Genomic DNA, 22750 nt, shown 5'->3' on the forward strand with positions numbered 1-22750 from the left:
GACCCGCGCACCGCAGTTTGTGCCGTTGCCGGGGGCCGTCGGACGCCGGTTCGGCCAGCGTCTCAGCCCGCGTGGCCGGCGTCTCGGCCCACGTTTCAGCCGGCGAGCGGGAGGACGCGAATCCGCAGCGTGGCCGTTTCGGTCGCGCCCGGCGCGAGCATGCGCAGCCCGAGGCCGTTGTGGATCGCATCCGGCAGGCCGAGCCACGGTTCGACGCAATAGAAGTCGGAATCCGGCTTTTCGGTCCAGGTCGTGACCGCGTACCATGGGATCGAGCCCGGCACGTCGAGCGCGATCTCGATCGTGCGGCGCCGGCCCGGCATCACGATGCGCACCGGCGTGGCCGGCACGCCGTCGAGGCAGTGGAAGCGGTCGAGAATATCTTGGTTGTCGAGGCGATAGCGCGCTTCGCCCGGCTCGGGCGGGCTGATCGAACCGTCCGGCTGCTGCGCGCAGCGATGCGTGGGCGGCAGTTCGAGCGTGGTTTCCGCGCGTTCGCCGTGCGGCAGCGCGAAATAGAAATGGTGACCGGCGTAGTAGGGCAGCGGCGTGTCGCCGCGATTGGTCGTCGTCAGCGCGACTTCGAGCGTGTGCGAGTCGGCCAGCCGGTAGGTCGTTTCGAACCGGAAATCGAACGGGTAGCTCGCGCGCAGTGCGTCGGTCGCGTCGAGCGTCATCGACAACGCGGCGCCGTCGGCCGATGGTTGCGCGGCGAACGGCAGGTCGCGCGCGAAGCCGTGCATCGGCAGGTCGCGTACCACGCCGGCGGCGTCGCGCCAGCGGCCGAGCTCGCCGTCGACGCGGTGACGGCCGAGGAACGGGAACAGCAGCGGGTTGCCGCCGCGCACGCGCGCGAGGTTGCTCCAGTCGGCCGTTTCCGGCCAGAAGATGACCGGTTCGCCGTCGACATCCCATGACAGCAGGCGGCCGCCGAATTGCGGAGCGACCCGGACGAGCGACGGGCCGGCGTGAAGTTCGTGAATGTCGTGTTGCTGGAAGGTCGGCATGGCGAATCGGGTTGTGCGGGTGAACGGGAACGGCGCGCCCATTATCGGGCCGCGGCGGCTTGGGGAAAACCCTTCTCGGGAAATCGCGAGTTTTTAAGACCGTCAACGGTCGGGATAATGCCTCTAAACCGGTGAGGTTGCCGGGTCATGACACTTCGTGGAGGGGGCCATGGATCTGGCAATGGCAATGGGACTCGCACTGTTCGGCATGTTCACGGGCAGCACGGTATTATTTTTCTATCAGCTCGGCCGCTGACGGCAATTCCTGCCGAAATCGAAAGGCCCGCCATGCAAATGGCGGGCTTTTTGCTTTCCGGGCGCTTACAAGTTGCAAGCGTTTGTGTGCATTGCCGCAATATCCCGCCAAATGCCTTGGCGCAGTAATCCGGGCTCGGCATAATCGGGGCGCGTTTTTTCGGACGCGCATCGCGTCGTCCGCTTCTCTTCCCGCTCAATCTTCATTAAAAGGACCGACGCGTGAGTCTCTGGTTTCTGGTATTCCTGAGCGTCCTGCAGGGCGTCACCGAACTCTTTCCCGTCAGCAGCCTTGGCCATACGCTGCTCGTGCCGGCGCTGTTCGGCATGCACATCGACAAGCACGCACCGCAACTGCTGCCGTTCCTCGTTGCGCTGCACCTCGGCACCGCGCTGGCGCTGCTGTGGTATTTCCGTGCGCGCTGGATCGCGCTGATCGGCGGCTTCTTCGCGCAGCTCGGCGGCCGCAAGAACGACGACGGGCACCTGATGTGGGCGCTCATCATCGGTACGATCCCGACCGGCATCGTCGGGCTGCTTCTCGAGAAGCGCATCGAACGCGTGTTCCACGACCTGCGGATCGTCGCGATCGCGCTGATCGTGAACGGCGTGCTGCTGTGGCTCGGCGATCGCATCCAGCGTAGCCGCGCGCATCAGGCACCCGAAAAGATGACGTTCAAGCAGGCGTTTTTCGTCGGTCTCGCACAGATCGGCGCGCTGATTCCGGGTTTCTCGCGCAGCGGGCTGACGATGATCGCCGGCAATGCGGCGGGCCTGACGGCGGAGAAGGCCGCGGAATTCTCGTTCCTGCTCGGTACGCCGATCATCTTTGCGGCGGGCGTGCTCGAACTGCCGAAGCTGTTCCATGCGCGCGACCAGCTCGCCGATGCGCTGCTCGGCGGCGTGCTGACGGCGATCGCCGCGTACCTGAGCGTGCGGTTCCTGATGCGCTATTTCGAAGGGCGTGGCCGGCTGGCTTCGTTCGGCGTGTATTGCGTGATCGCCGGCGTGTTCTGCCTCGGCTGGTTCATGATGCATCCGCAGCCGGTCTGAGGCTGCGTTGGCCGGTCTCGCATGATGTGACGCGATGATCGGGTATAATTTCGGGCTCGGCTTCATGCCGGGCCCGTTTTGTTTCGGGGCTTCGAGTCCGGTTTGTGGTTTGCCGGTTTTGCCGGTGCTCGAAGTCTTGCGTCAGATGCGGCTCGTGCAGGCCGTGTCTTTTCTCCCCGACCGCCCTTAGCTCAGCTGGATAGAGCAACGGCCTTCTAAGCCGTAGGTCACACGTTCGAGTCGTGTAGGGCGGGCCAGTCTCAGCACTTGAAGACCTTCACCAGTCCGCCCGCGGTACCCCCCTGTCACTCCACCGTAACCGATTTCGCCAGATTCCTCGGCTTGTCGATATCCGCCCCACGCAGACACGCCGCGTGATACGCGAGCAACTGCAGCGGCACGACGTGTAGGATCGGCGACAACAACCCGTAATAATCCGGCATCCGCAGCACCGACACGCCTTCGCTGTTGTCGATCCGCGTATCGGCGTCGGCGAACACGTAAAGCTGCCCGCCGCGTGCCCGCACTTCCTGCATGTTCGACTTCAGCTTCTCGAGCAGCGCATCGTTCGGCGCGATCGTCGCAACGGGCATCGTGTGCGTCACGAGCGCGAGCGGCCCGTGCTTGAGCTCACCCGCGGGATACGCCTCCGCATGGATGTACGAAATCTCCTTCAGCTTCAACGCACCTTCGAGCGCGATCGGGTAGTGCAGCCCGCGTCCGAGGAACAGCGCATTCTCGTGCTGCGAGAATTCCGCCGCCCAGCGCTCGATCTGCGGCTCGAGCCCAAGTACGTCCTCGAGCGCGCCGGGCAGCCGCCGCAATTGCATCGTGTAGCGCGCGAGCTGTGCATCGTCGACGTAGCCGCGCAGCCGCCCGAGCGTGACGGCGAGAATGAACAGCGCGACGAGTTGCGTCGTGAACGCCTTGGTCGACGCGACGCCGATTTCCGGGCCGGCCCGCGTCAGGAAGCGCAGGCCTGCCTGCCGCATCATCGCGCTGGTCGGCACGTTGCAGATCGCCAGCGTATCGATATGGCCGAGCGCCTGCGCATACTTCAGCGCGGCGAGCGTGTCGGCGGTCTCGCCGGATTGCGACACGCTCACCACCAGCGTATTCGGCGTTGCGAGCGCGTCGCTGTAACGGTATTCACTCGCGATCTCGACCTGGGCGGGCACGCGCGCGATCGTTTCGAGCCAGCGGCGCGCGGTCAGGCCGGAATAGTGGCTCGTGCCGCACGCGAGAATCAGCACGTTGTCGATCTGCTCGAACGCGCGCGCGGCGTCGGGGCCGAATACGGCCGGATCGAACAGCCCGGCATCCGGGATGGTCGCGGCTACGGCCTGCGGTTGCTCGAATATCTCTTTCTGCATGAAATGCCGGTACGGCCCGAGTTCGACCGCGGCCTGCGCGGACGAAATGGTCTGTACCGCGCGCTCGACCGGCGCGCCACCGCGATCGAGTACGCGCACGCCGCCCGGCGTCAACTCGACGATGTCGCCTTCCTCGAGAAAGATGAAGCGGTCGGTGATGCCGGCGAGCGCGAGCGCGTCGGACGCAAGAAAGCATTCGCCATCCGTCACGCCGACGACGAGCGGCGAGCCGACCCGTGCGCCGATCAGCCGCTGCGGCTCGTGCTTGCTGAACACCGCGATCGCGTAGGCACCGTGAAGTTGCGACGTTGCCGCGCGCACGGCGGCGAGCAGGTCGCCGCGATACTTGCTGTGGATCAGGTGTGCGACGACCTCGGTGTCGGTCTGGCCGTCGAATTCGTAGTGCGCGTCGGAAAGTTGCTTGCGCAACGTTTCGTGGTTCTCGATGATGCCGTTGTGCACGAGCGCGATTTCGTCGCGCGAGAAGATCGGATGCGCGTTGCAGGTGGCCGGCGCGCCGTGCGTCGCCCAGCGCGTGTGCGCGATGCCGGTGCTGCCGGTCAGGCCGGCGGTGCGCACGTGCGCGTCGAGATCGGCGACGCGCGACACGCTGCGCTCGCGGCGCGCCTGGCCGTCGACGACCGTCGCCACGCCGCATGAATCGTAGCCGCGATATTCGAGGCGACGCAAACCTTCAATCAGAATCGGGACGATGTCCCGTTGCGCGACTGCGCCGACGATGCCACACATGACACGCCTCCTTCCCGTTTAGTCATCATGGACCGCACGCGCCGTTGCGTCAGCGCGATGCGGTTGCCGTTGCCGCCGCCGTCGTGAGCCCGCATCGAGCGGGGATGACGGGATCGGCCATCCGGCTTTCGAATGCCAGATAAAGCGACTCTTCCAATACGTTCCAGTGCGCGCCGTGCCGGTATGGCCCCGATCGCGCTTGCCAGCAGGCAACCGTGCTCCAATCGCTCATCTTGACCGCGACCAGCGCGATCAGGCTCCACGGGTAGTCGGTGTTGGCAAGTTGCGGCCAGCTCCTGCCGTACTTCCGGATCCACCGTGCATAGATCACCTCGCCGGATTGTTCGGGAACCTGAATACCGGACAGGAGCGGGAGGATCTGCGCGATCTTCGCCGGGTAAAAACTCGCATCGCTGACCTGCTGCGTGCTGGCGCGAAAACCGGATGCCGTGCCGCGCCAGAACACCTTCAGGATCGCGGAGGCAAGCTGGTCGGCGCGCAGGCTCCACGGGCCCGCATGCGTGTAGTCGGCGCGCCGGACGTAGTACGCCGCGAGTGCCTGGAACGCGCTGTGTACCTCGACGTTGTCCATCAGCAGCGCGACGTGCAGTGAAGACGAGATCTGATACACGCCGGAGGGCTTGTCGAGCAGCGTCTCCAGATGCATGGCGGCGCGGTTCAGGCTGAGTTCCCACGCGGCGGGCAAGCCGCCGGGCGGCGCGAAGCGGGCGAGCAATTCGATCCAGGTCGCCGTCATCGCGTCGTCGGTTTCCGCTTCGGCACATGAGCGGTAGCGGCCGTCCTTCACGCAGTAGCGATCGAAGCCGCCATCCGGGCGCTGGCGCGGCAGCAACCATGCGATCCACGCGAGTGCGGCCTGACGGGCGTCGAGTTGCGCGTCGGACGCGGCGAGCAGCGCTTTTGCCGCGAAATACGGATCGATGCCGACGCCGTTCAGGCGCACGGTGATCGCACCGTCGGTGCGCTGGTACAGCCCTTCGAGCCGGAGCTCGGCGGCGCTCGCGTGCAGTGCGAAGCCGCAAGCGGCGAGACAGCAGGCGACGTGCCACAGGCGGCACAGCGCGATGGTGGCCGCGACGCGCGAGCGTGCGGTCGGGGAAAGCGCGGGCCGTTTCATGTCTTGGGCTCCTGCGCGGGGTCCTGTGCAATCGTCGCCGGGCGCGGCGTTGGCCGCGTCGCGCCTGGCGAGCGTGTCGACGTTGCGGCTCGGTTCACGGTGATGCGGGTGAACCCGAGGCTCGTACCGGGATATGCGTCCACGAGGCAGTTCCGTGCATCGGAGCCTGAACCTGGCCCGCGGATCGCGTATTGCAACAGGACACGTCGGCACGCGCGGTGCGCAGGAGCGCTTGTTTTTCGCTCCCGGCGGACACGTCGCGTTTCCTCCCGGCTTCGTTGCTTGGGCGTCCCCGTTCGTCCGCTGTCCGGCGCGTGCTTCGAGGTCCACCTGACTGTCATTAAGCAAGGCGTGAGCCATCGGCCGCGACGCCGCGCGCAGCAAGGAGCAGGGGCGGAGGCCGGGGGCGCGGTGCGGACGGCGGCGGCGGATTTTGATTCATCGAAGAATCAGCCCGCGTGCAGGCCGATTGCCCGCGCGCGACCGAGATTGCAGCCCGCACGTTCGATGCGTCCAGCGAATTGTCTGTCGAACGCGTGCCGCGCCGGCAGCGTGACTTTGCGCGGTGATGCGCGCGGTGTCGTTCGTTGTGTGCGCATCGGCCGGGGTGCCGATGCGATTCATGCAGGCGCATGCGCTGCATTGGCCGCGCGTCGATGTATCCGCCCCGTTTCGGATCAGCGTTACACATTCGCAACATTTCGCATGCATCGATTCGTGCGACGTGAAGGAGGTTGCACGTCAGGTAAATCCCTCGTGCGGGATCGCGGCCGAGCGGCCGATTGCGCCGCCCGCTGCACAGACAAAAGTGGCGGATCGAGTAAACGCAACGCGCTTCGACAGATCCGCGAGATCCGATGCGAAACGAATGCGCGACACGCGTCCGCGATTCGTCGGACGACGCCGCTGAAGGGGCCATGAAACTACCTGGATTTTTGCCTGTATCGCGCTTGACCGGCGATGCGACACGCGTAGCAGTTGTGAAACATTTCATCGTGCACCGCGTATGCGCGGTGCATGCGGTGTGAACCGGACACGGCCGCAGTACGACTGGTTTGAATATTGCTGTAGTGGAGGGGGACGTGACGAACGGACGTGACGCCTGGCCAAGCGAGGAACGACTCATGACGTGACTGATCAAGTGCAACGAGACGCCGGTAGTACGACGATTCGCGTGGCGCAGACCACGTGGACAGGGCGGCGCGCTCGCTCCGCGACACTGCAGCGTGTCGATCGCGTGCGAGTACGGAAGGTGCCGTCTGAATACATGCTTCGCGCCGCGAGCAGGGTCATTCAGCGCGATATGGGTCAACGAGGATAACGATGAAAAAGATTTTGCTTGTGTTCGGGACTCGGCCGGAGGCCATCAAGATGGCACCGCTGGTGCGTGCATTGAAAGCACAGGCGGGTGTCGACGCCAGGGTATGCGTGACCGCGCAGCACCGCGAAATGCTCGATCAGGTGCTGACGCTGTTCGACATCAAGCCCGACTACGATCTCAACGTGATGCGGCAAAGCCAGACGCTGACCGATGTGACGACCGGCATTCTGCAGGCAATCGGCGTCGTCTTCGACGAGTTGCGCCCGGACGTCGTGCTGGTGCACGGCGATACGACGACCACGCTCGCGGTCAGTCTGGCGGCGTTCTACCGCTATTTGCCGGTCGGGCATGTGGAGGCCGGCTTGCGCAGCGGCGACATCTGGTCGCCGTGGCCGGAGGAGTTGAACCGCCGCGTGACCGACGCGGTATCGTCGTGGCATTTCGCGCCGACCGGGCAGGCACGCGACAACCTGCTCAGCGAGGGCGTGCCGGGCGCGGCGGTCGTACTGACCGGCAATACCGTGATCGATGCGCTGCACGAGGTCAAGCGCATGCTGGATTGCACGACGGCGCTGACGGAGAAGGTCGCGGGACAGTTTCCGTTTCTCGAGCCGTCGCGGCGCATGGTGCTGATCACGGGCCATCGCCGCGAAAGTTTCGGCGAGCCGTTCCAGAATTTCTGCGATGCGCTGTGCGCGCTCGCGAAGCGCTATCCCGACGCCCAGTTCGTCTATCCGCTGCACATGAATCCGAACGTGCGGGAGCCGGCGCGCGCCCGGCTCGGAAACCTGCCGAACATCTACCTGATCGAGCCGCAGGAATACCTGTCGTTCGTATTCCTGATGTCGCGTGCGCATTTCATCATCACCGATTCGGGCGGCATTCAGGAAGAAGGGCCCGCGTTGGGCAAGCCGGTGCTCGTCACGCGCGAGACGACGGAGCGGCCCGAGGCGATCCAGGCCGGTACCGCGCGGCTCGTCGGTACCGATCAGGAGCGGATCGTGTGGGAAGCGTCGCGGCTGTTCGACAGCGAGAGCGCTTACGGGGAGATGGCGCGCGCGAGCAATCCGTACGGCGACGGTCATGCGAGCGAGCGGATCGTTCATGCGCTGATGCGGAATTCGGGCGTACCCACGAAGGCGACAAGCTTTTCGATGGGGGCGGCGGAAATGCCGTTCAACGCGCTCACGCTGGGGTTGCAGGCGTTGAGATCGCGGTGAGCATCGCGGCGCGCTAGCGTCCGAACCGCTCGTTGCAATCGCGGGATGATCCGGTCTGGCCAGGAGGCCGGCCGGACGTTTGCGTTTGCGCGATCGATCATTTCCGGTTTCTCGGCCCGCTGATTGCACAGGGCGGGTCTGGTCGTCCGGCTTTGCTACCGCGGCACCGCAGCGCCCGGCGAACGTGGCCAGTCGCCGTGCAAGAACGAGAGCGAACCACCTGCGGCCGTGCATCGAAACCTGAATCGCCAGCCCACCTTTCCGGCAAGCGTGACCGGTCGCGGCACGCCATCTCCGGGCAAATTTCCCGCTCCGATTACCTGAAACGCCCGAATCCCCCCGATCCGACGGCAAATCCGAAATGGTTCGATAATGCGGATCGGCGATCCATGCGGACGAGCGAGCGGCCGGGAATTCGTTGCCATGTTGCGCAGGCAACCGGGCCGCAGCATCGTTTGCAGCATCTGCCGGGCCGTGCCTGCAGGCAACGCGGCCCACGACACGGCGCCTTGCCTGGTTGTTCGGAATGTGCGCCGCGCCGTTCGAATCCCCACTCGATGCCCGCCCGAAGCGGGTATCGCAACCAGGAGGTGAACGATGATCACGCTGACCGTCAACGGTAGCGAGCAGCACTTCGACGGCAATCCCGACATGCCGTTGCTCTGGTATCTGCGCGATGTTCTCGGCCACACGGGCACCAAGTTCGGCTGCGGGATGGCACTGTGCGGCGCGTGCACCGTGCACGTCGACGGCGTCGCGATCCGGTCGTGCATCACCCCGGTCGCGGCCGCTTCCGGCAAGCGCGTGACGACGATCGAGGGCTTGTCGACCGATCTGACCCATCCGCTGCAGCAGGCGTGGCAGGAACTGAACGTCGCGCAGTGCGGCTACTGCCAGTCCGGGCAGATCATGCAGGCCGCGTCGTTGCTGAAGACGAATCCCCATCCGACCGACGCCGACATCGACGATGCGATGTCCGGCAACATCTGCCGCTGCGGCACCTACACGCGCATACGCGCGGCGATCCGCCTGGCCGTGCGCCGCGGAGGTGCCGCATGAGCGCGCCCGAACTCTCCGTCCATAACGAAAGCCGTCGCGCGCTGCTGCTCGGCTTCGCGTCCGGCGGGTTGCTGCTCGCGTTCGGCGTGCCGTCGCTCGTGCGTGCGGCCGCGCCGGTTCAGCCGCCCGTCAGTGCAGATCCGCGATACGGCGGCGCGGGAATGCCGCACGGGTTGCGAGACGATCCGCACCTGTTCGTCGCGATCGCACCCGATGGCACGGTCACCGTGACCTGCATCCGCTCCGAGATGGGGCAGGGGGTGCGCACGAGCGTCGCGCTCGTGGTGGCGGACGAGCTGGGCGCGGACTGGGCGCGCGTGAAGGTCGCACAGGCCGTCGGCGACGAGCCGCGCTACGGCAACCAGAATACAGACGGGTCGCGCAGCCTGCGCCAGAGCTTCGCCGCGTTGCGCCGCGCGGGCGCGGCGGCGCGCACGATGCTCGAACAGGCTGCCGCCGCGGCGTGGGGCGTCGACGCGCGGCAGGTCAAGGCGACCGTGCATGAGGTCGTCGACACGAAGAGCGGACGCAAGCTCGGCTTCGGCGAACTGGCGGCGAAAGCGGCCGCGTTGCCGGCACCCGATCCGGCAACGGTGCCGCTGAAAGCGCCAGCCGAATTCCGCTACATCGGCAAGGGCCAAACGGCATTGATCGACGGGCGCGACATCGTCGCCGGCCGCGCGCACTACGGGATCGACACGCGGCTCGACGGCATGCTGTACGCGGTCGTCGCGCGCCCGCCGGCCTACGGGGATACGGTGGCGTCGTTCGACGCGTCGGCGGCGGAGAAGCTGCCGGGCGTCGTCAAGGTCGTGCCGCTCACGCCGACGCCGCTGCCGTCCGGCTTCCAGCCGCTCGGCGGCGTGGCCGTCGTTGCGCGCGACACGTGGACGGCGATCCAGGCACGCGCGCAACTGAAGATCGACTGGAAGCACGGGCCCAATGCGAACTATGACTCGGCCGCGTATCGGAAGACGCTCGAAGCGGCTGCCGCGCAACCGGGCGACGTGATCCGCAACGACGGCGACGCGGCGGCGGCGCTGGCCGGCGCGACGAAACGCGTGCGTGCGACCTACTACATCCCGCATCTCGCGCACGCAACGATGGAGCCGCCCGCGGCCGTCGCGCGCGTGGCGGACGGCCGATGCGAAGTGTGGACCTGCACGCAGGCGCCGCAGACCACGCGCGACGAGGTCGCGAAGGCGCTCGGGTTGCCGGGCGAGCGCGTGACGGTCAACGTGACGCTGCTCGGCGGCGGTTTCGGCCGCAAGTCGAAGCCCGACTACGTGGTGGAGGCGGCGCTGCTGTCGAAGGCGGTCGGCGCGCCCGTCAAGCTGACGTTCACGCGCGAGGACGACCTCGCGCACGACTATTTCCATGCCGTGTCGCTCGAAGCGTTCGACGGCGGGATCGATGCGTCGGGGAAAGTGGTCGCGTGGCAGCATCGCACGGTTGCGCCGTCGATCCAGTCGACCTTCAGGGCCGGCATCGTGCACGAGCAGCCGGGCGAGCTCGCGCAGGGGATCGCGGACCTGCCGTTCGCGATCCCGAACGTGCGGATCGAGAACCCGGCCGCGCAGGCGCACACGCGGATCGGCTGGTTCCGCTCGGTCTACAACATCCCGCATGCGTTCGGAATCCAGAGTTTCGTGTCGGAGCTGGCGCACGCGGCCGGCCGCGACCCGAAGGATTTCCTGCTCGAACTGATCGGGCCCGCGCGGCGTTTCGAGCCGCACATCACGGTGAAGAACGTGAACTACGGCGAGGATCCGGCGCTGTATCCGGTCGACACCGGGCGGCTGCGGCGCGTGGTCGAGACGGTCGCGCGCGAGGCGGGCTGGGGGCGCAAGCTGCCGAAGGGGCGCGGGCTCGGGATCGCCGCGCATCGCAGCTTCGTGTCGTATACGGCGGCGGTGTGCGAGGTGCAGGTCGATGCCGACGGCAAGATCACGGTGCCGCGGGTCGACATCGCGATCGACTGCGGGCCGCAGGTCAATCCGGAGCGCGTACGCTCGCAGCTCGAGGGGGCGGTGGTGATGGGGCTCGGCATCGCGCTGCACGGCGAGATCACGTTCAAGGACGGCCATCCGGAGCAGAGCAACTTCAACGGGTTCCAGGTGCTGAGAATGAACGAGGCGCCGCGTGAAATCCGCGTGCATCTCGTCGCGCCCGACGATTTCGCGACACCGCTCGGCGGCGTGGGCGAGCCGGGCCTGCCGCCCGTCGCGCCCGCGCTGACCAATGCGATCTTCGCGGCGACCGGCACGCGCATCCGCAGCCTGCCGGTTGCCGATCAGCTCGCGAAGCCCCGCGCGGGGTGATGCAGTCCCCAGGCCGGGCCGTATCGTGCGGCCCGGTACGCATCCATCCTTGAACAAGGAGTGTCGACATGGCCTCGTCCGATGTCAGCGTGAAGCAGGCGGTTTCCCCCACCGAATGGGACGCGCGAGTCAACCTGGCGGCGGCTTACCGCCTCACCGCGCTGTTCGGCTGGGACGATCTCGTGTTCACCCATATTTCCGCGCGCATCCCCGGCCCGGAGCATCATTTCCTGATCAACCCGTACGGCATGATGTTCGACGAGATCACGGCATCGTCGCTGGTGAAGGTGGATCTCGAAGGACGCAAGGTGTCCGAATCGCCGTACGAGATCAACCCGGCCGGCTTCACCATCCACAGCGCGGTGCACGCGGCCCGCGACGACGCGCTGTGCGTGATGCATACGCATTCGATCAACGGCGTCGCCGTGTCGGCGCAGGCGGGCGGGTTGCTGCCGCTGTCGCAGCAGTCGCTCGGCGTGCTGGCGTCGCTCGGCTATCACGACTACGAGGGCATTGCGCTCAACGAAGGCGAAAAGGCGCGCCTCGTGCGCGACCTCGGCGCCAACACGAACCTGATGCTGCGCAACCACGGCCTGCTGACCGTCGGAGCGACGCCGGCAGACGCGTTCGTCGCGATGTATTTCTTCGAAGCGGCCTGCATGATCCAGGTGCGCGCGCAGGCCGGCGGCACCGCGCTGTTGCCGGTCGCACAGCCGATTCTCGACGGCATCAAGCAGCAGATCGCCGCGGTGACGCGCGGCATGGGGGCCGGCGCGCTCGTCTGGCCCGGGCTGCTGCGCCGGCTCGATCGGCGCAATCCGGGGTACGCGGACTAGCGCGTCCGTCGTTGTTGTTTGCGAACGACCGTGCTAAATTCCTGCCAGCATTCGCAATCACGGAACCCTTCATTCGGCTGACGAAGCCGGCCCCCCCGGGAGGCAGCACGATGAGCTTGTTGATGTCGCGACGCGATCTCGCGTTCCTGTTGTACGACTGGCTCGATGCGGAGGCGCTCGTCGCGCTGCCGCGCTACGCGGAGCACAGTCGCGAGACCTTCGACGCGGTGCTCGATACCAGCGAGCGGATTGCCGAAGACCTGTTCGCGCCGCATGCGACACGAGGCGATCGCGAGGAACCGCATTTCGACGGCGAGCGCGTGACGCTGATCCCCGACGTCGAACCGGCCGTGCGCGCCTTCGCGGACGCCGGGCTGATCGCCGCGGGCCACGACGAAGCGCTCGGCGGCATGCGCTTGCCGAAGCTGGTCGAAGCCGCGTCGTTCCTGTTCTTCCAGGCCGCGAACATCGCGACCGCCGCCTATCCGTTCCTGACCGTCGCCAACGCGAACCTGCTCGTCGCGCATGGCACCCCCGCGCAGATCGACGCGTTCGCGCGCCCGGAGCTGGAAGGGCGCTACTTCGGCACCATGTGCCTGTCCGAGCCGCAAGCCGGTTCGTCGCTGTCCGACATCGCAACGCGCGCGGATTTCGAGTGCGACTCGCCGCTCGGCCCGCGCTACCGGCTGACCGGCAACAAGATGTGGATCTCGGGCGGCGAACACGAGTTGACGGAGAACATCGTCCACCTCGTGCTCGCGAAGATCCCCGACGAACACGGCCGGCTGCTGCCCGGCCCGCGCGGCATCTCGCTGTTCATCGTGCCCAAGTACCTGCCCGGTACCGACGGCGCCGCGCAGGGCGAGCACAACGACGTGGTGCTCGCCGGGCTGAACCACAAGATGGGCTACCGCGGCACCACCAACTGCCTGCTGAACTTCGGCGAAGGCACGCGCTACCGGCCGGAAGGGCGGGCGGGTGCGATCGGTTATCTGGTCGGCCGGCCGAACCACGGCCTCGCGTACATGTTCCACATGATGAACGAGGCGCGCATCGGTGTCGGCGCGGGCGCGGTGGCGCTCGGCTACACGGGTTATCTGCACGCGCTCGACTACGCGCGGAACCGGCCTCAAGGGCGTCCGCTGGGGCCGGCGGGCAAGGATGCCGCCGCGCCGCAGGCGCCGATCGTCGAGCATCCTGACGTGCGGCGCATGCTGCTCGCGCAGAAGGCCTATGTCGAAGGCGGTCTCGCGCTGATCCTGTACTGCGCGAAGCTGGTCGACGAAGCGCGCGCGCACGACGACGCGACCGTGCGCGCCCAGGCCGAGCGGCTGCTCGACATCCTGACGCCGATCGCGAAAAGCTGGCCGTCGCAGTGGTGTCTCGCGGCGAACGACCTCGCGATCCAGGTGCACGGCGGCTACGGCTACACGCGCGATTACGCGGTCGAGCGGCTCTATCGCGACAATCGGCTCAACCCGATACACGAAGGCACGCACGGAATCCAGGCGCTCGACCTGCTGGGCCGCAAGGTCGCGCAGGACGATGGCGCACTGCTGCGCGCGCTCGACGGGAGAATCGGCGCGAGCGTCGAACGCGCGCGGGCGCTCGACGCGGGCCTGCGAGAGCAGGCCGATGCGCTGGCGCAGCGCTGGTCGCGGCTGATCGACGTCACTCGACAGCTCGGCTCGATCGGCGATCAGCAGGCGCGGCTCGCGAACGCGAGTGTCTATCTGGAAGCGTTCGGTCATCTCGTCGTCGCGTGGCTGTGGCTCGACGTGACGCTCGCCGCGCACGGGCAAACCGGCGATTTCCACGACGGCAAGCGTGCGGCCGCCCGCTACTTTTTTCGCTGGGAATTGCCGAAAGTGGACGCGCAGCTCGGTCTGCTGTCGAGCGTCGACACGACGACGCTCGACATGCGCGACGCGTGGTTCTGAACGTGGCCGCACCGACATTCCGGAATACTGACGATGTCGCGAAGGCCGGCTCGGATGGCCATCGCACATGCGTCTTGAACCGGGCGCGCGGGAACATCCCGCAAACCGCATCGATGCGCGGCCGCGCCGCGCAAGGAGAGAGAAGCGCATGAAAGCCCTGTTGTGTACCGCATTTGGCCCGATCGACAGCTTGCGCATCGAGGACGTCGAGATTCCCGAACCGGCGGCCGGCCAGGTTCGGGTCCGGGTGAAGGCCGCGTCGCTCAATTTTCCCGACGCGCTGATCGTTCAGGGGTTGTATCAGGTGAAGCCGGTGCTGCCGTTTTCGCCGGGTGCCGAGTTTGCCGGCGTGATCGACGCGGTCGGCGAGGGCGTAACCGCGTGGCGGCCCGGCGATTCGGTGGTCGCGTTCACGGGACACGGCGGGTTCGCGCAGCAGTGTGTGGCCGATGCGCACCAGATCGCCCCGTTGCCGCAGGGGATGACGTTTGAGCAGGGCGCGGCGCTCGTGCTCGCATACGGCACGTCGCTGCATGCGTTGCAGCAGCGCGCGCGGCTGCAGGCGGGCGAGACGCTGCTCGTGCTGGGCGCGGCGGGCGGGGTCGGGCTCGCCGCGATCGAGATCGCGAAGGCGCTCGGCGCGCGCGTGATCGCGGCGGCGTCGAGCGCGGACAAGCTCGCGCTGTGCCGTGAAGCCGGCGCGGACGAGACGATCGACTATGCGACCGAAGACCTGCGCCGCCGCGTGGACGAGCTGACCGGCGGGCGCGGCGCCGACGTCGTCTACGATCCGGTGGGCGGTGCATACACCGAGGCGGCACTGCGCGCGACCGCGTGGCGCGGCCGGTTCCTCGTCGTCGGGTTCGCGGCCGGCGAGATTCCGAAGATCGCGCTGAACCTCGCGCTGCTCAAGGAGCGCGACATCCTCGGCGTGTTCTGGGGCGACGCGGTGCGCCGCGACCCGGCGCAGCATGTCGCGAACATGCGCTTGCTGGCCGAATGGTTCTCGGCCGGCAAGGTGCGGCCTGCGATCACCGAACGCGTGTCGCTGGCCGGTGCGACCGACGCGATCGCGCGGATGGCAAACCGGCAGGTGAAGGGCAAGGTGGTGATTCTGCCGGACGCGTGACCACGGTATGGCGCGTCGTGGCGCAATGCGCGCCGCGACGGCCGCGTGCGCCGGTGCGACAACGGTGCAGCCGTGCCGGCGGCCGCCGCGCGAACCCGGTTCAGTCCTTTGGCAGGCGCAGCGTGTCGAGCGCATGCTGCGAAAACTCGACCCAGAACCGCTCGTTCGCAATGCCGGCCTGCAGCACCAGATGCTGCAGCCGCTTCGTGCGTGAATCATCGGGCGTCGAAAAATCGCGCGCCTCGATCTGCAGATACAGATCGAGCTTTTCCTGGTGAAGCGCGATGCGCCGCCTGATTTCGTCATCGAGGCCGGCCGGCCCGAGCACCGCTTCCGCGCGCAGGCGCACCATCAACGCTTCGCGCAGCGGCGTCGGATCTTCCGGTTCGGCGATCCAGCGCCGCAGTTCCTTTTTGCCGGCCGGCAGGATCCGGTACGCGCGCTTGCGGCCGCGCCCCGATTCGGCGGGCAGCGATTCGATCCAGCCCGTTTCCTCGAGGCGCCCCAGTTCGCGGTAGATCTGCTGGTGCGTGGCCTGCCAGAAATAGCCGATTGAGCGATCGAAGCGGTCGGCGAGCTCGGACCCCGAACCGGGACGTTCGGCGAGCGCGGTGAGGAGTGCGTGAGGCAGGGACATGTCGGATCGGAGGAGGCAGCGGAATGAACCGCATCTTGCCATATCGGGGCCACAGTACAAGCCATGGGCCACGTTTATGCAACTTGTTGCGTAAACGAACGCGGTGAACTACCATCTGTGCAACTTGTTGCATAAAAATGGAGACACTCGATGGCATCCCGCTATCCGCATCTGACGACCCCGCTCGAACTGGGCTTCACGTCGCTCAGGAACCGCGTCCTGATGGGTTCGATGCACGTCGGCCTCGAGGAAGCGCCGCACGGATTCGAGCGAATGGCGGCGTTCTACGCGGAGCGCGCGCGAGGCGAGGCCGGCCTGATCGTCACGGGTGGCTTCGCGCCGAACGAACGCGGCCGTCCGGCGCCGGGCGGCGCGATGCTTACGACCGAAGCGGAAGCCGAACGCCATCGCGTCGTGACGCGCGCGGTGCATGCGGAGGGCGGCAGGATCGCGCTGCAGATCCTCCACTTCGGGCGCTACGCATATCACCCGGCGCTCGCCGCACCCAGTGCGCTGAAAGCGCCGATCAACCGGTTCACGCCGCATGCGCTGAGTGGCGACGAAGTCGACGAGACGATCGCCGATTTCGTCCGATGCGCGGCGCTTGCGCAGCATGCGGGCTACGACGGTGTCGAGATCATGGGGTCCGAGGGCTACCTGATCAACGAGTTCATTGCCGCGCGCACGAACCATCGCGACGACGCGTGGGGCGGCGCCTACGAGAATCGCATCCGTTTCGCGGTCGAGATCGTGCGGCGCGTGCGCGAGCGGGTGGGCACGAACTTCATCGTCATCTACCGGCTGTCGATGCTCGATCTCGTCGAAGGCGGCTCGACGCTCGACGAGGTGATCCGGCTCGCGCAGGCGATCGAGGCGGCCGGTGCGACGATCCTCAATACCGGCATCGGCTGGCACGAGGCGCGCATTCCGACCATCGCGACCAAGGTGCCGCGCGCCGCGTACGCATGGGTCACGCGGCAATTGATGGGCAAGGTCGGCATCCCGCTCGTGGCGACCAACCGGATCAACACGCCGGAAGTCGCCGAACAGCTGCTCGCCGACGGCTATTGCGACATGGTGTCGATGGCGCGGCCATTCCTCGCCGACGCCGAATTCGTGCGCAAGGCGCGGGAAGGGCGCGCGGACGAAATCAACACGTGCATCGGCTGCAACCAGGCGTGCCTCGACCATACGTTCAGCGGCAGGATCACGTCCTGCCTCGTGAATCCGCGCGCCTGCCACGAAACCGAGCTCGTGATCCGCCCCGCACGGCAGCGCAAGCGCATCGCGGTGGTCGGCGCCGGTCCGGCGGGCCTCGGTTTCGCGGTCACGGCGGCCGAGCGCGGTCACGCGGTGACGCTGTACGAAGCGGGGGCCGAGATCGGCGGCCAGTTCAACATCGCGAAGAAGGTGCCCGGCAAGGAAGAGTTCAACGAGACGCTTCGTTACTTCCGCCGGCAGATCGAGTTGCGCGGCATCACGCTGCATGTCAATACGCGCGCGAGCGCTGAGATGCTGCTGCAGGGCGAATTCGACGAGGTGGTGATCGCGACGGGCATCGTGCCGCGCACGCCGCCGATCGACGGCGTCGGGCATCCGAAGACGCTCGGTTATCTCGACGTGCTGCGCGACGACAAGGCCGTGGGCCGCAGCGTCGCGATCGTCGGCGCCGGCAGCATCGGTTTCGACGTCGCGGAATATCTGGTTCATCGCGATGGCGGCGAACAGGTGGACGCGGACCGGTTCTTCAACGAATGGGGCGTCGATCGATCGTATGCGAGTGCCGGCGGGCTGGGCCGTGCGCAACCCGAGCCGGCCGCGCGGCAGGTGCATCTGCTGCAGCGCAAGGCATCGAAGATCGGCGACGGGCTCGGCAAGACCACCGGGTGGATCCACCGCACGGCGCTGAAGGCGCGCGGCGTCGGCATGTCGTCGGCGGTGACGTACCGTCGCATCGACGATGAAGGATTGCACGTGACGATCGACGGCGTCGAACAGACGCTGCCGGTGGACAACGTGGTGATCTGCGCGGGGCAGGAGCCGTCGCGCGAACTGGCGGAGCAACTGCAGGCCGCCGGATGCCGCGTGCATCTGATCGGCGGCGCATACGAGGCCGCCGAACTCGATGCGAAGCGCGCGATTCACCAGGGCACAACGCTGGCCGCGACGCTTTGACGCCGATTCGTTTCTTTTCCGTCCGATGAGTCAGGAGACTTCCGATGACACACTCACCGCTGCAAGTTCATCCCGCTGTCGCGAAATCGCTCGACGTGTGGCACGCGATGATCGACAACAAGGATTTCAGTGCGCTCGAATCGATCGTTCACCCGGATGCGGTGTTCCGTTCGCCGATGGCGTTCAAGCCGTACGGGCCGGCGCCCGCGCTGTTGATGGCGCTGCGCACGGTGATCACGATCCTCGAGAATTTCGTCTATTACCGCCAGTTCGTCACCGACGACGGCCTGAGCGTGGTGCTGGAATTCAGCGCGAGCGTCGGCGACAAGGCGCTGAAGGGGATCGACATGATCCGCTTCGACGAAGAAGGGCGGATCGTGGAATTCGAAGTGATGGTCCGGCCGTTCAATGCGCTGCAGGCGCTCGGTACGGAAATGGGTGCGCGGCTCGGGCAGCAGTTGCCGGCGTTCAAGGTTGGGGGTTGAAGCGGACGATGACCGCGCAACTGCGCGCGTGTCCCGGTTCGGCCGGCCGTCGTGAGCGGATGGCGAAGTACGGCTTCACGCACGTGGAAATCGACGGCGTCGCGGCAGGCGGCGGTGCGACGTCGTCATGCCGGATGCCACGCGCGGTGTCGACCGTCGGCACGGCCGGCACCGCATGCGTGTTCACACGGCTGCCGCTCGCGCGAGCCGCTCGGCGAACCAGTCGCAGACGAGCGCGGTGCGCTCGGACGCGTGGTTGTAGATCGTGTGCTCGCCGTCCGGCCAGACCTTGAGCGTCGCATCGCCGGACGTCGCGGCATCGAGAAACGGCTGTTGATCGTCGATCCGGATCAGCGGATCTTCACCGCCGTGCAGCACCAGCAGCGGACACGCGATACGGTCGCGTTCGGACGAGAAACGCATCCGCGCGAAGTTCGCCGCCACGGCATCGGGATCGTCGTTGCCGAGCATCGCCGCGGCCTGCTCGACGAACGTGCGGAACGGCAGCAGCGTCGGCGCCGCGAGCGCGCCGTTCACGCAACAGGCCGCGATCCGTCGGTCACTCGCGGCAGTCGACGCCGCCCACAACCCGCCGATGCTGTTCCCCCAGATACCGATCGGCCCGGGCACACGATCGGCGACGTGATCGACGAAGCGCCGATAGGCGGCGCTCATGTCGACGTCGACGAAGATCCGCTGTTCGAGCCGCGTCTCGCCCTGGCCCGGCCCCTCGGCGAGCAGCGTGGCGAGGCCGCGTGCCGCGAGTGCGCGCGCGATCGGCCAGTACGCGAAGCCCCAGCCGCTCTGGCCGCCGAACACGATCACGGTGCCGCGTACGCGCTCCGCCGGCGGCCGCACCAGCCAGCCGATCAGGCGCGCATCGCCGTACGGCATTTCGACGCGTTCGATGCGCTTGTCGGACCAGCGCGCGAGGCCGTGCGACGCGTCGACGAGCCGCGCATAGAGCGCGCGCTTGCGCGGCACGTCGTGGTTGAACGCCATCTGCGCGAACAGCAGGTTCGCGATGGCCATCGCCTGCGCGTCGGCGGCCGTGACCAGGTGGCCGGCATCCGCCGCCTGCGCGGCGCGCGCGAGCTGCGTGTCGGCCAGCGCTTCGGCCGCGACGTCCCACGGTTCGCCGTTGGACGTGCGGGCGTGCAGCGCGGTTGCGTCCGCGTAGTCCATCCCGCAATCGAGCAGGCGCGTGACGGGCATCGCGCGCTGCAGCGACAGCGCGAACGGTGACAGTTCGGTCGTCATGCGTCGGCCTCCTTCACGAAGCGTGGGTGACGGCTGCCGAAGCCGCGGCAGGCTCGCTCGAAACGGCGGACCAGTGCAGTGCGGCGCGCAGCGCGTCGACGAGCGCGCCGAGATCGCGCAGGTCGCTTACCGAACCGAACACGATGAAATCGGGCCGCTTGATATACGCGGCGATGCCGTGCGCGTGCATGAACGCGTGCTGCTCGCCGTCGAGATCGACCACGGCATTGGGCGCGCACACGTCGTCGGCCAGCACGGCCACGTGGCAGCCGAGCTGCGCGAGGAATGCGCGCTGCGCGTCGTCGAGATGGCGGGCAGGGTGCTCGCGCGTGACGAGCTGGAAACCCTGGCCGACCACGTCGTCGAAACGGCCCTCGGCCGCGCCGCGACGTGCGCGACCTTGCGGGGCCGGTGCGCCCGTCGACGGCAGCAGCGTGCCGTCGGCTTGCGCGTGCACGATGCCGTGGCCGAGCTTCGGGAACGGCGGCATCGGCGGCATGTTGCCGGAGCGGAACGCCGCGTCGCGCTCGGCGACCTTGCGCGGATCGTCCTCGTTGACGACCTGCCCGAGAAACAGCGACATCTGCGTGATCGCCGTCACGTGCGGGCGGCGCTCGGCTTCATAGGTGTCGAGCAGGTCGGCGGACGCGCGCCCGGTCAGCACCAGGTGGAGCTTCCACGCGAGGTTGATACCGTCGCGCATGCCGGAGCACGCGCCTTGTCCCATGTACGGCATCATCGTGTGCGCCGCATCGCCCGCGAGCAGCACGCGGCCGTCGCGCCAGCGTTCGGCCATGCGCGTCTCGAACGTGTAGACGACGTGCCGCAGCAGCGTCAGGTCGTCCGGGCCGTAGCCGTAGTGGTCGTTGAGCCACTTCCAGCCGGCTTCTTCTGTTTCCCATTCGGCCGTCGATTCGTTCGGCAGCACGCGCAGCTCGAAACGCGTGCGCTTCGTGCCGATCGGCATGTGCATGTACGCGCGCGCCGGATCGCAGTAGATCGTCGTGCGCGCGCAGCCGTCACCGAGATCGCGCTTGTTTTCCGAATCGAGATTGAGCCAGCGTTCGTTGCAGCCGAAATCGGAGCGTTCGATGCCGAGCGTGCGGCGCACGAGGCTGTTCGCGCCGTCGGCGCCGATCACGTAGCGCGCGCGAATGACGCGCGGCCTGTCGGCCCATTGCGCGTCCTGGCCGCAGCGGGACGGATGCGCGGTCAGCGTCACGCCGTCGTCGTCCTGCCGCAGTGCGTCGACTTCCCAGCCGCGCAGGATCGTCACGTTCCTGAAGGCGCTGGCGCGCGCATCGATCGCGTCCTCGATGTCGGGCTGGTAGATCGAGATGTGCGCGGGATAGCCGCATGCGCGGCCGGTCCAGTTCAGTTCGAGCAGCAGGTCGCCGTTCGCGTCGCAGTAGTGGTAGGTGTCGACGGCCTTCGCGTTGCGCAGCGCGTGATCGACGTCTGCACTGGCCTGCACGATGCGCGCGGTTTCGCCGTCGATGTGCGTGAGGCGCGGCAGGCCGTAGGGCGTCGGCCAGCGTTCGAGGACGATCACGCGATGGCCGGCGCGGCCCAGCATCGATGCTGCGACGAGGCCGGTCGGGCCGTAGCCGACGATCGCGACGTCGCAGTGTTCGGCGGTGCCGTCGCCGTGCGCGCTCGATTCGGTATTCATGTGGGATGTCTCCATGATGGTGGCGTTTGTTGGTTTGTCGTGTGTTCGATTCAGCGCGCGGTGGAGCCGGGCAGGTTGCCGTCGAACGCGTCCTGCAGCAGCGCGCGCAGGCCGTCGCGTTCGATCGGGCGAGGGTTCCAGTACGGATTGGCGGCCGCGAGATCGGCCGCGCGATCGAGGTCGGCTTCCTGCATGCCGATCGCCTTCAACGAGACGGGCGCGCCGTTGTCGAGCGCCAGTGCGTAGAGGCCGCGCGCCGCGTCGTTCGTGCCGATCGCGCGGGCGATGCGCTGCATCGCGTCCGGCGCGTGCGCCGCGTTGTACGCGAGCGCATGCGGCAGCACGACCGTATGGGTCGGCGCGTGCGGCAGGTTGAAGCTGCCGCCGAGCGTATGACAGAGCTTGTGATGCAGCGCCATGCCGACGTTGCCGAGCACCATCCCGCACAGCCATGCGCCGTAGAGCGCGTCGCCGCGTGCGCCGAGATCGGCGGTGTTGCGGCGCACGCCGGGCAGGCCGCGCGCCAGCGCGCGAATCCCTTCTTCGGCGACGAGGCTCATCACCGGGTTCGCGTTGTTCGCGTAGAGGCCTTCCGCTGCGTGCGCGATCGCATTGAGGCCGCTCGTCACGGACAGCTCGACGGGCAGCGTGACGGTGAGCGCGGGATCGTAGATCACCGTTTTCGGCAGGACGCGCGCGTCGGAGCCCGTGCGCTTGATGCCGCCTTCCGTCAGGCCGTAGATCGGGGTCATCTCGCTGCCCGCATACGTCGTCGGGATGGCGAGGATAGGCAGGCTGCTTTCGAGCGCGATCGCCTTGCCGAGGCCGATCGTGGAGCCGCCGCCGATCGCGATCGCGCAATCCGCACCGCACGACCGGGCGAACGCCTGCGCATCGCGGGCGATTTCGATCGGCACGTGCATCGTCGCGCGATCGTACAACCCGGCCGCGCGCGCGCCGAGCCGCTCGACGATGTGTTGCGCGAGGTCGCGCTGCTCCGGCGTGCAGAGCACGAGCGCACGCTGCGCGCCCAGTTCCAGCACTTCGCGTTCGAGATGGTCGAGGCTGCCTGCGCCGAAGATCACGCGTGCGGGGCGTGCCTGGTAAATGAAATTCATG

The 22750-nt window shown here is 67.4% G+C and carries 16 protein-coding genes and 1 tRNA gene; 10 read left to right on the plus strand and 7 right to left on the minus strand.

What is annotated here, in order from left to right; translation table 11 throughout:
• Nucleotides 1-95: 95 nt before the first annotated feature.
• Nucleotides 96-1007 (minus strand): aldose epimerase family protein, encoded by a 912-nt coding sequence (locus ABIC51_RS28640; RefSeq protein ID WP_175856039.1) that lies wholly within the window; start codon nucleotides 1005-1007, stop codon nucleotides 96-98.
• A 477-nt stretch (nucleotides 1008-1484) separates the two neighbouring features.
• On the opposite strand from ABIC51_RS28640, the gene ABIC51_RS28645 reads away from it, so the two are divergent.
• Nucleotides 1485-2315 carry an undecaprenyl-diphosphate phosphatase gene (locus tag ABIC51_RS28645; protein ID WP_027787856.1) on the plus strand — a complete coding sequence of 277 codons (831 nt, stop codon included), beginning with the start codon at nucleotides 1485-1487 and terminating at the stop codon, nucleotides 2313-2315.
• Between the two features lie 180 nt (nucleotides 2316-2495).
• Nucleotides 2496-2572, plus strand: a tRNA-Arg gene (locus ABIC51_RS28650).
• Nucleotides 2573-2620: 48 nt separating this feature from the next.
• Here ABIC51_RS28650 and glmS read toward each other — a convergent pair.
• Together glmS and ABIC51_RS28660 are read right to left on the minus strand one after the other, a co-directional pair.
• Nucleotides 2621-4438 carry a glutamine--fructose-6-phosphate transaminase (isomerizing) gene (gene glmS / locus ABIC51_RS28655; protein WP_027787847.1) on the minus strand — a complete coding sequence of 606 codons (1818 nt, stop codon included), beginning with the start codon at nucleotides 4436-4438 and terminating at the stop codon, nucleotides 2621-2623.
• 49 nt (nucleotides 4439-4487) lie between these two features.
• A complete protein-coding gene (locus tag ABIC51_RS28660) occupies nucleotides 4488-5576 on the minus strand; it encodes a hypothetical protein (protein WP_301761455.1) in 1089 nt (362 codons plus the stop codon).
• Between the two features lie 1323 nt (nucleotides 5577-6899).
• On the opposite strand from ABIC51_RS28660, the gene wecB reads away from it, so the two are divergent.
• The 6 genes from wecB (at nucleotide 6900) to ABIC51_RS28690 (ending at nucleotide 15402) form a co-directional block, all read left to right on the plus strand.
• Nucleotides 6900-8117 (plus strand): non-hydrolyzing UDP-N-acetylglucosamine 2-epimerase, encoded by a 1218-nt coding sequence (gene wecB / locus ABIC51_RS28665; protein ID WP_059695625.1) that lies wholly within the window; start codon nucleotides 6900-6902, stop codon nucleotides 8115-8117.
• Between the two features lie 597 nt (nucleotides 8118-8714).
• Nucleotides 8715-9176: a (2Fe-2S)-binding protein gene (locus ABIC51_RS28670; protein ID WP_021157241.1), complete on the plus strand. Its 462-nt coding sequence runs from the start codon at nucleotides 8715-8717 to the stop codon at nucleotides 9174-9176.
• Nucleotides 9173-11497: a xanthine dehydrogenase family protein molybdopterin-binding subunit gene (locus ABIC51_RS28675; protein WP_175856045.1), complete on the plus strand. Its 2325-nt coding sequence runs from the start codon at nucleotides 9173-9175 to the stop codon at nucleotides 11495-11497. The genes ABIC51_RS28670 and ABIC51_RS28675 overlap by 4 nt, the downstream gene beginning before the upstream one ends.
• Before the next feature lie 68 nt (nucleotides 11498-11565).
• Nucleotides 11566-12333, plus strand: a complete 768-nt coding sequence (locus ABIC51_RS28680) for a class II aldolase/adducin family protein (RefSeq protein WP_175856047.1) — start codon at nucleotides 11566-11568, stop codon at nucleotides 12331-12333.
• 110 nt (nucleotides 12334-12443) lie between these two features.
• Nucleotides 12444-14273, plus strand: a complete 1830-nt coding sequence (locus tag ABIC51_RS28685) for an acyl-CoA dehydrogenase (protein ID WP_175897750.1) — start codon at nucleotides 12444-12446, stop codon at nucleotides 14271-14273.
• A gap of 148 nt (nucleotides 14274-14421) precedes the next feature.
• Nucleotides 14422-15402, plus strand: a complete 981-nt coding sequence (locus ABIC51_RS28690) for an NADPH:quinone oxidoreductase family protein (RefSeq protein WP_175897749.1) — start codon at nucleotides 14422-14424, stop codon at nucleotides 15400-15402.
• Nucleotides 15403-15502: 100 nt separating this feature from the next.
• Here ABIC51_RS28690 and ABIC51_RS28695 read toward each other — a convergent pair whose 3' ends face one another.
• On the minus strand, nucleotides 15503-16039 hold the full coding sequence (locus tag ABIC51_RS28695) for a PadR family transcriptional regulator (protein WP_175897748.1): 537 nt from the start codon (nucleotides 16037-16039) through the stop codon (nucleotides 15503-15505).
• Nucleotides 16040-16189: 150 nt separating this feature from the next.
• On the opposite strand from ABIC51_RS28695, the gene ABIC51_RS28700 reads away from it, so the two are divergent.
• Together ABIC51_RS28700 and ABIC51_RS28705 are read left to right on the plus strand one after the other, a co-directional pair.
• Nucleotides 16190-18214 carry an oxidoreductase gene (locus ABIC51_RS28700; protein WP_175897747.1) on the plus strand — a complete coding sequence of 675 codons (2025 nt, stop codon included), beginning with the start codon at nucleotides 16190-16192 and terminating at the stop codon, nucleotides 18212-18214.
• 44 nt (nucleotides 18215-18258) lie between these two features.
• The gene (locus ABIC51_RS28705) at nucleotides 18259-18699 is read left to right on the plus strand and encodes a nuclear transport factor 2 family protein (protein WP_060193757.1); all 441 of its coding nucleotides are present in this window, start codon (nucleotides 18259-18261) and stop codon (nucleotides 18697-18699) included.
• A 183-nt stretch (nucleotides 18700-18882) separates the two neighbouring features.
• Here ABIC51_RS28705 and ABIC51_RS28710 read toward each other — a convergent pair whose 3' ends face one another.
• Genes ABIC51_RS28710 through ABIC51_RS28720 form a run of 3 tightly spaced genes read right to left on the minus strand, consistent with a single transcriptional unit; the run spans nucleotide 18883 to nucleotide 22749 of the window.
• Entirely contained in the window at nucleotides 18883-19959 is a 1077-nt protein-coding gene (locus tag ABIC51_RS28710; protein ID WP_226128668.1) for an alpha/beta hydrolase family protein, read from the minus strand.
• A 13-nt stretch (nucleotides 19960-19972) separates the two neighbouring features.
• Nucleotides 19973-21631: a bifunctional 3-(3-hydroxy-phenyl)propionate/3-hydroxycinnamic acid hydroxylase MhpA gene (gene mhpA, locus ABIC51_RS28715; protein WP_175897745.1), complete on the minus strand. Its 1659-nt coding sequence runs from the start codon at nucleotides 21629-21631 to the stop codon at nucleotides 19973-19975.
• A 50-nt stretch (nucleotides 21632-21681) separates the two neighbouring features.
• The gene (locus ABIC51_RS28720; protein ID WP_060086611.1) at nucleotides 21682-22749 is read right to left on the minus strand and encodes a maleylacetate reductase; all 1068 of its coding nucleotides are present in this window, start codon (nucleotides 22747-22749) and stop codon (nucleotides 21682-21684) included.
• Nucleotide 22750: the final 1 nt, after the last annotated feature.

This window comes from Burkholderia sp. 572, from assembly GCF_040545135.1.
Lineage (GTDB): Bacteria > Pseudomonadota > Gammaproteobacteria > Burkholderiales > Burkholderiaceae > Burkholderia > Burkholderia cepacia.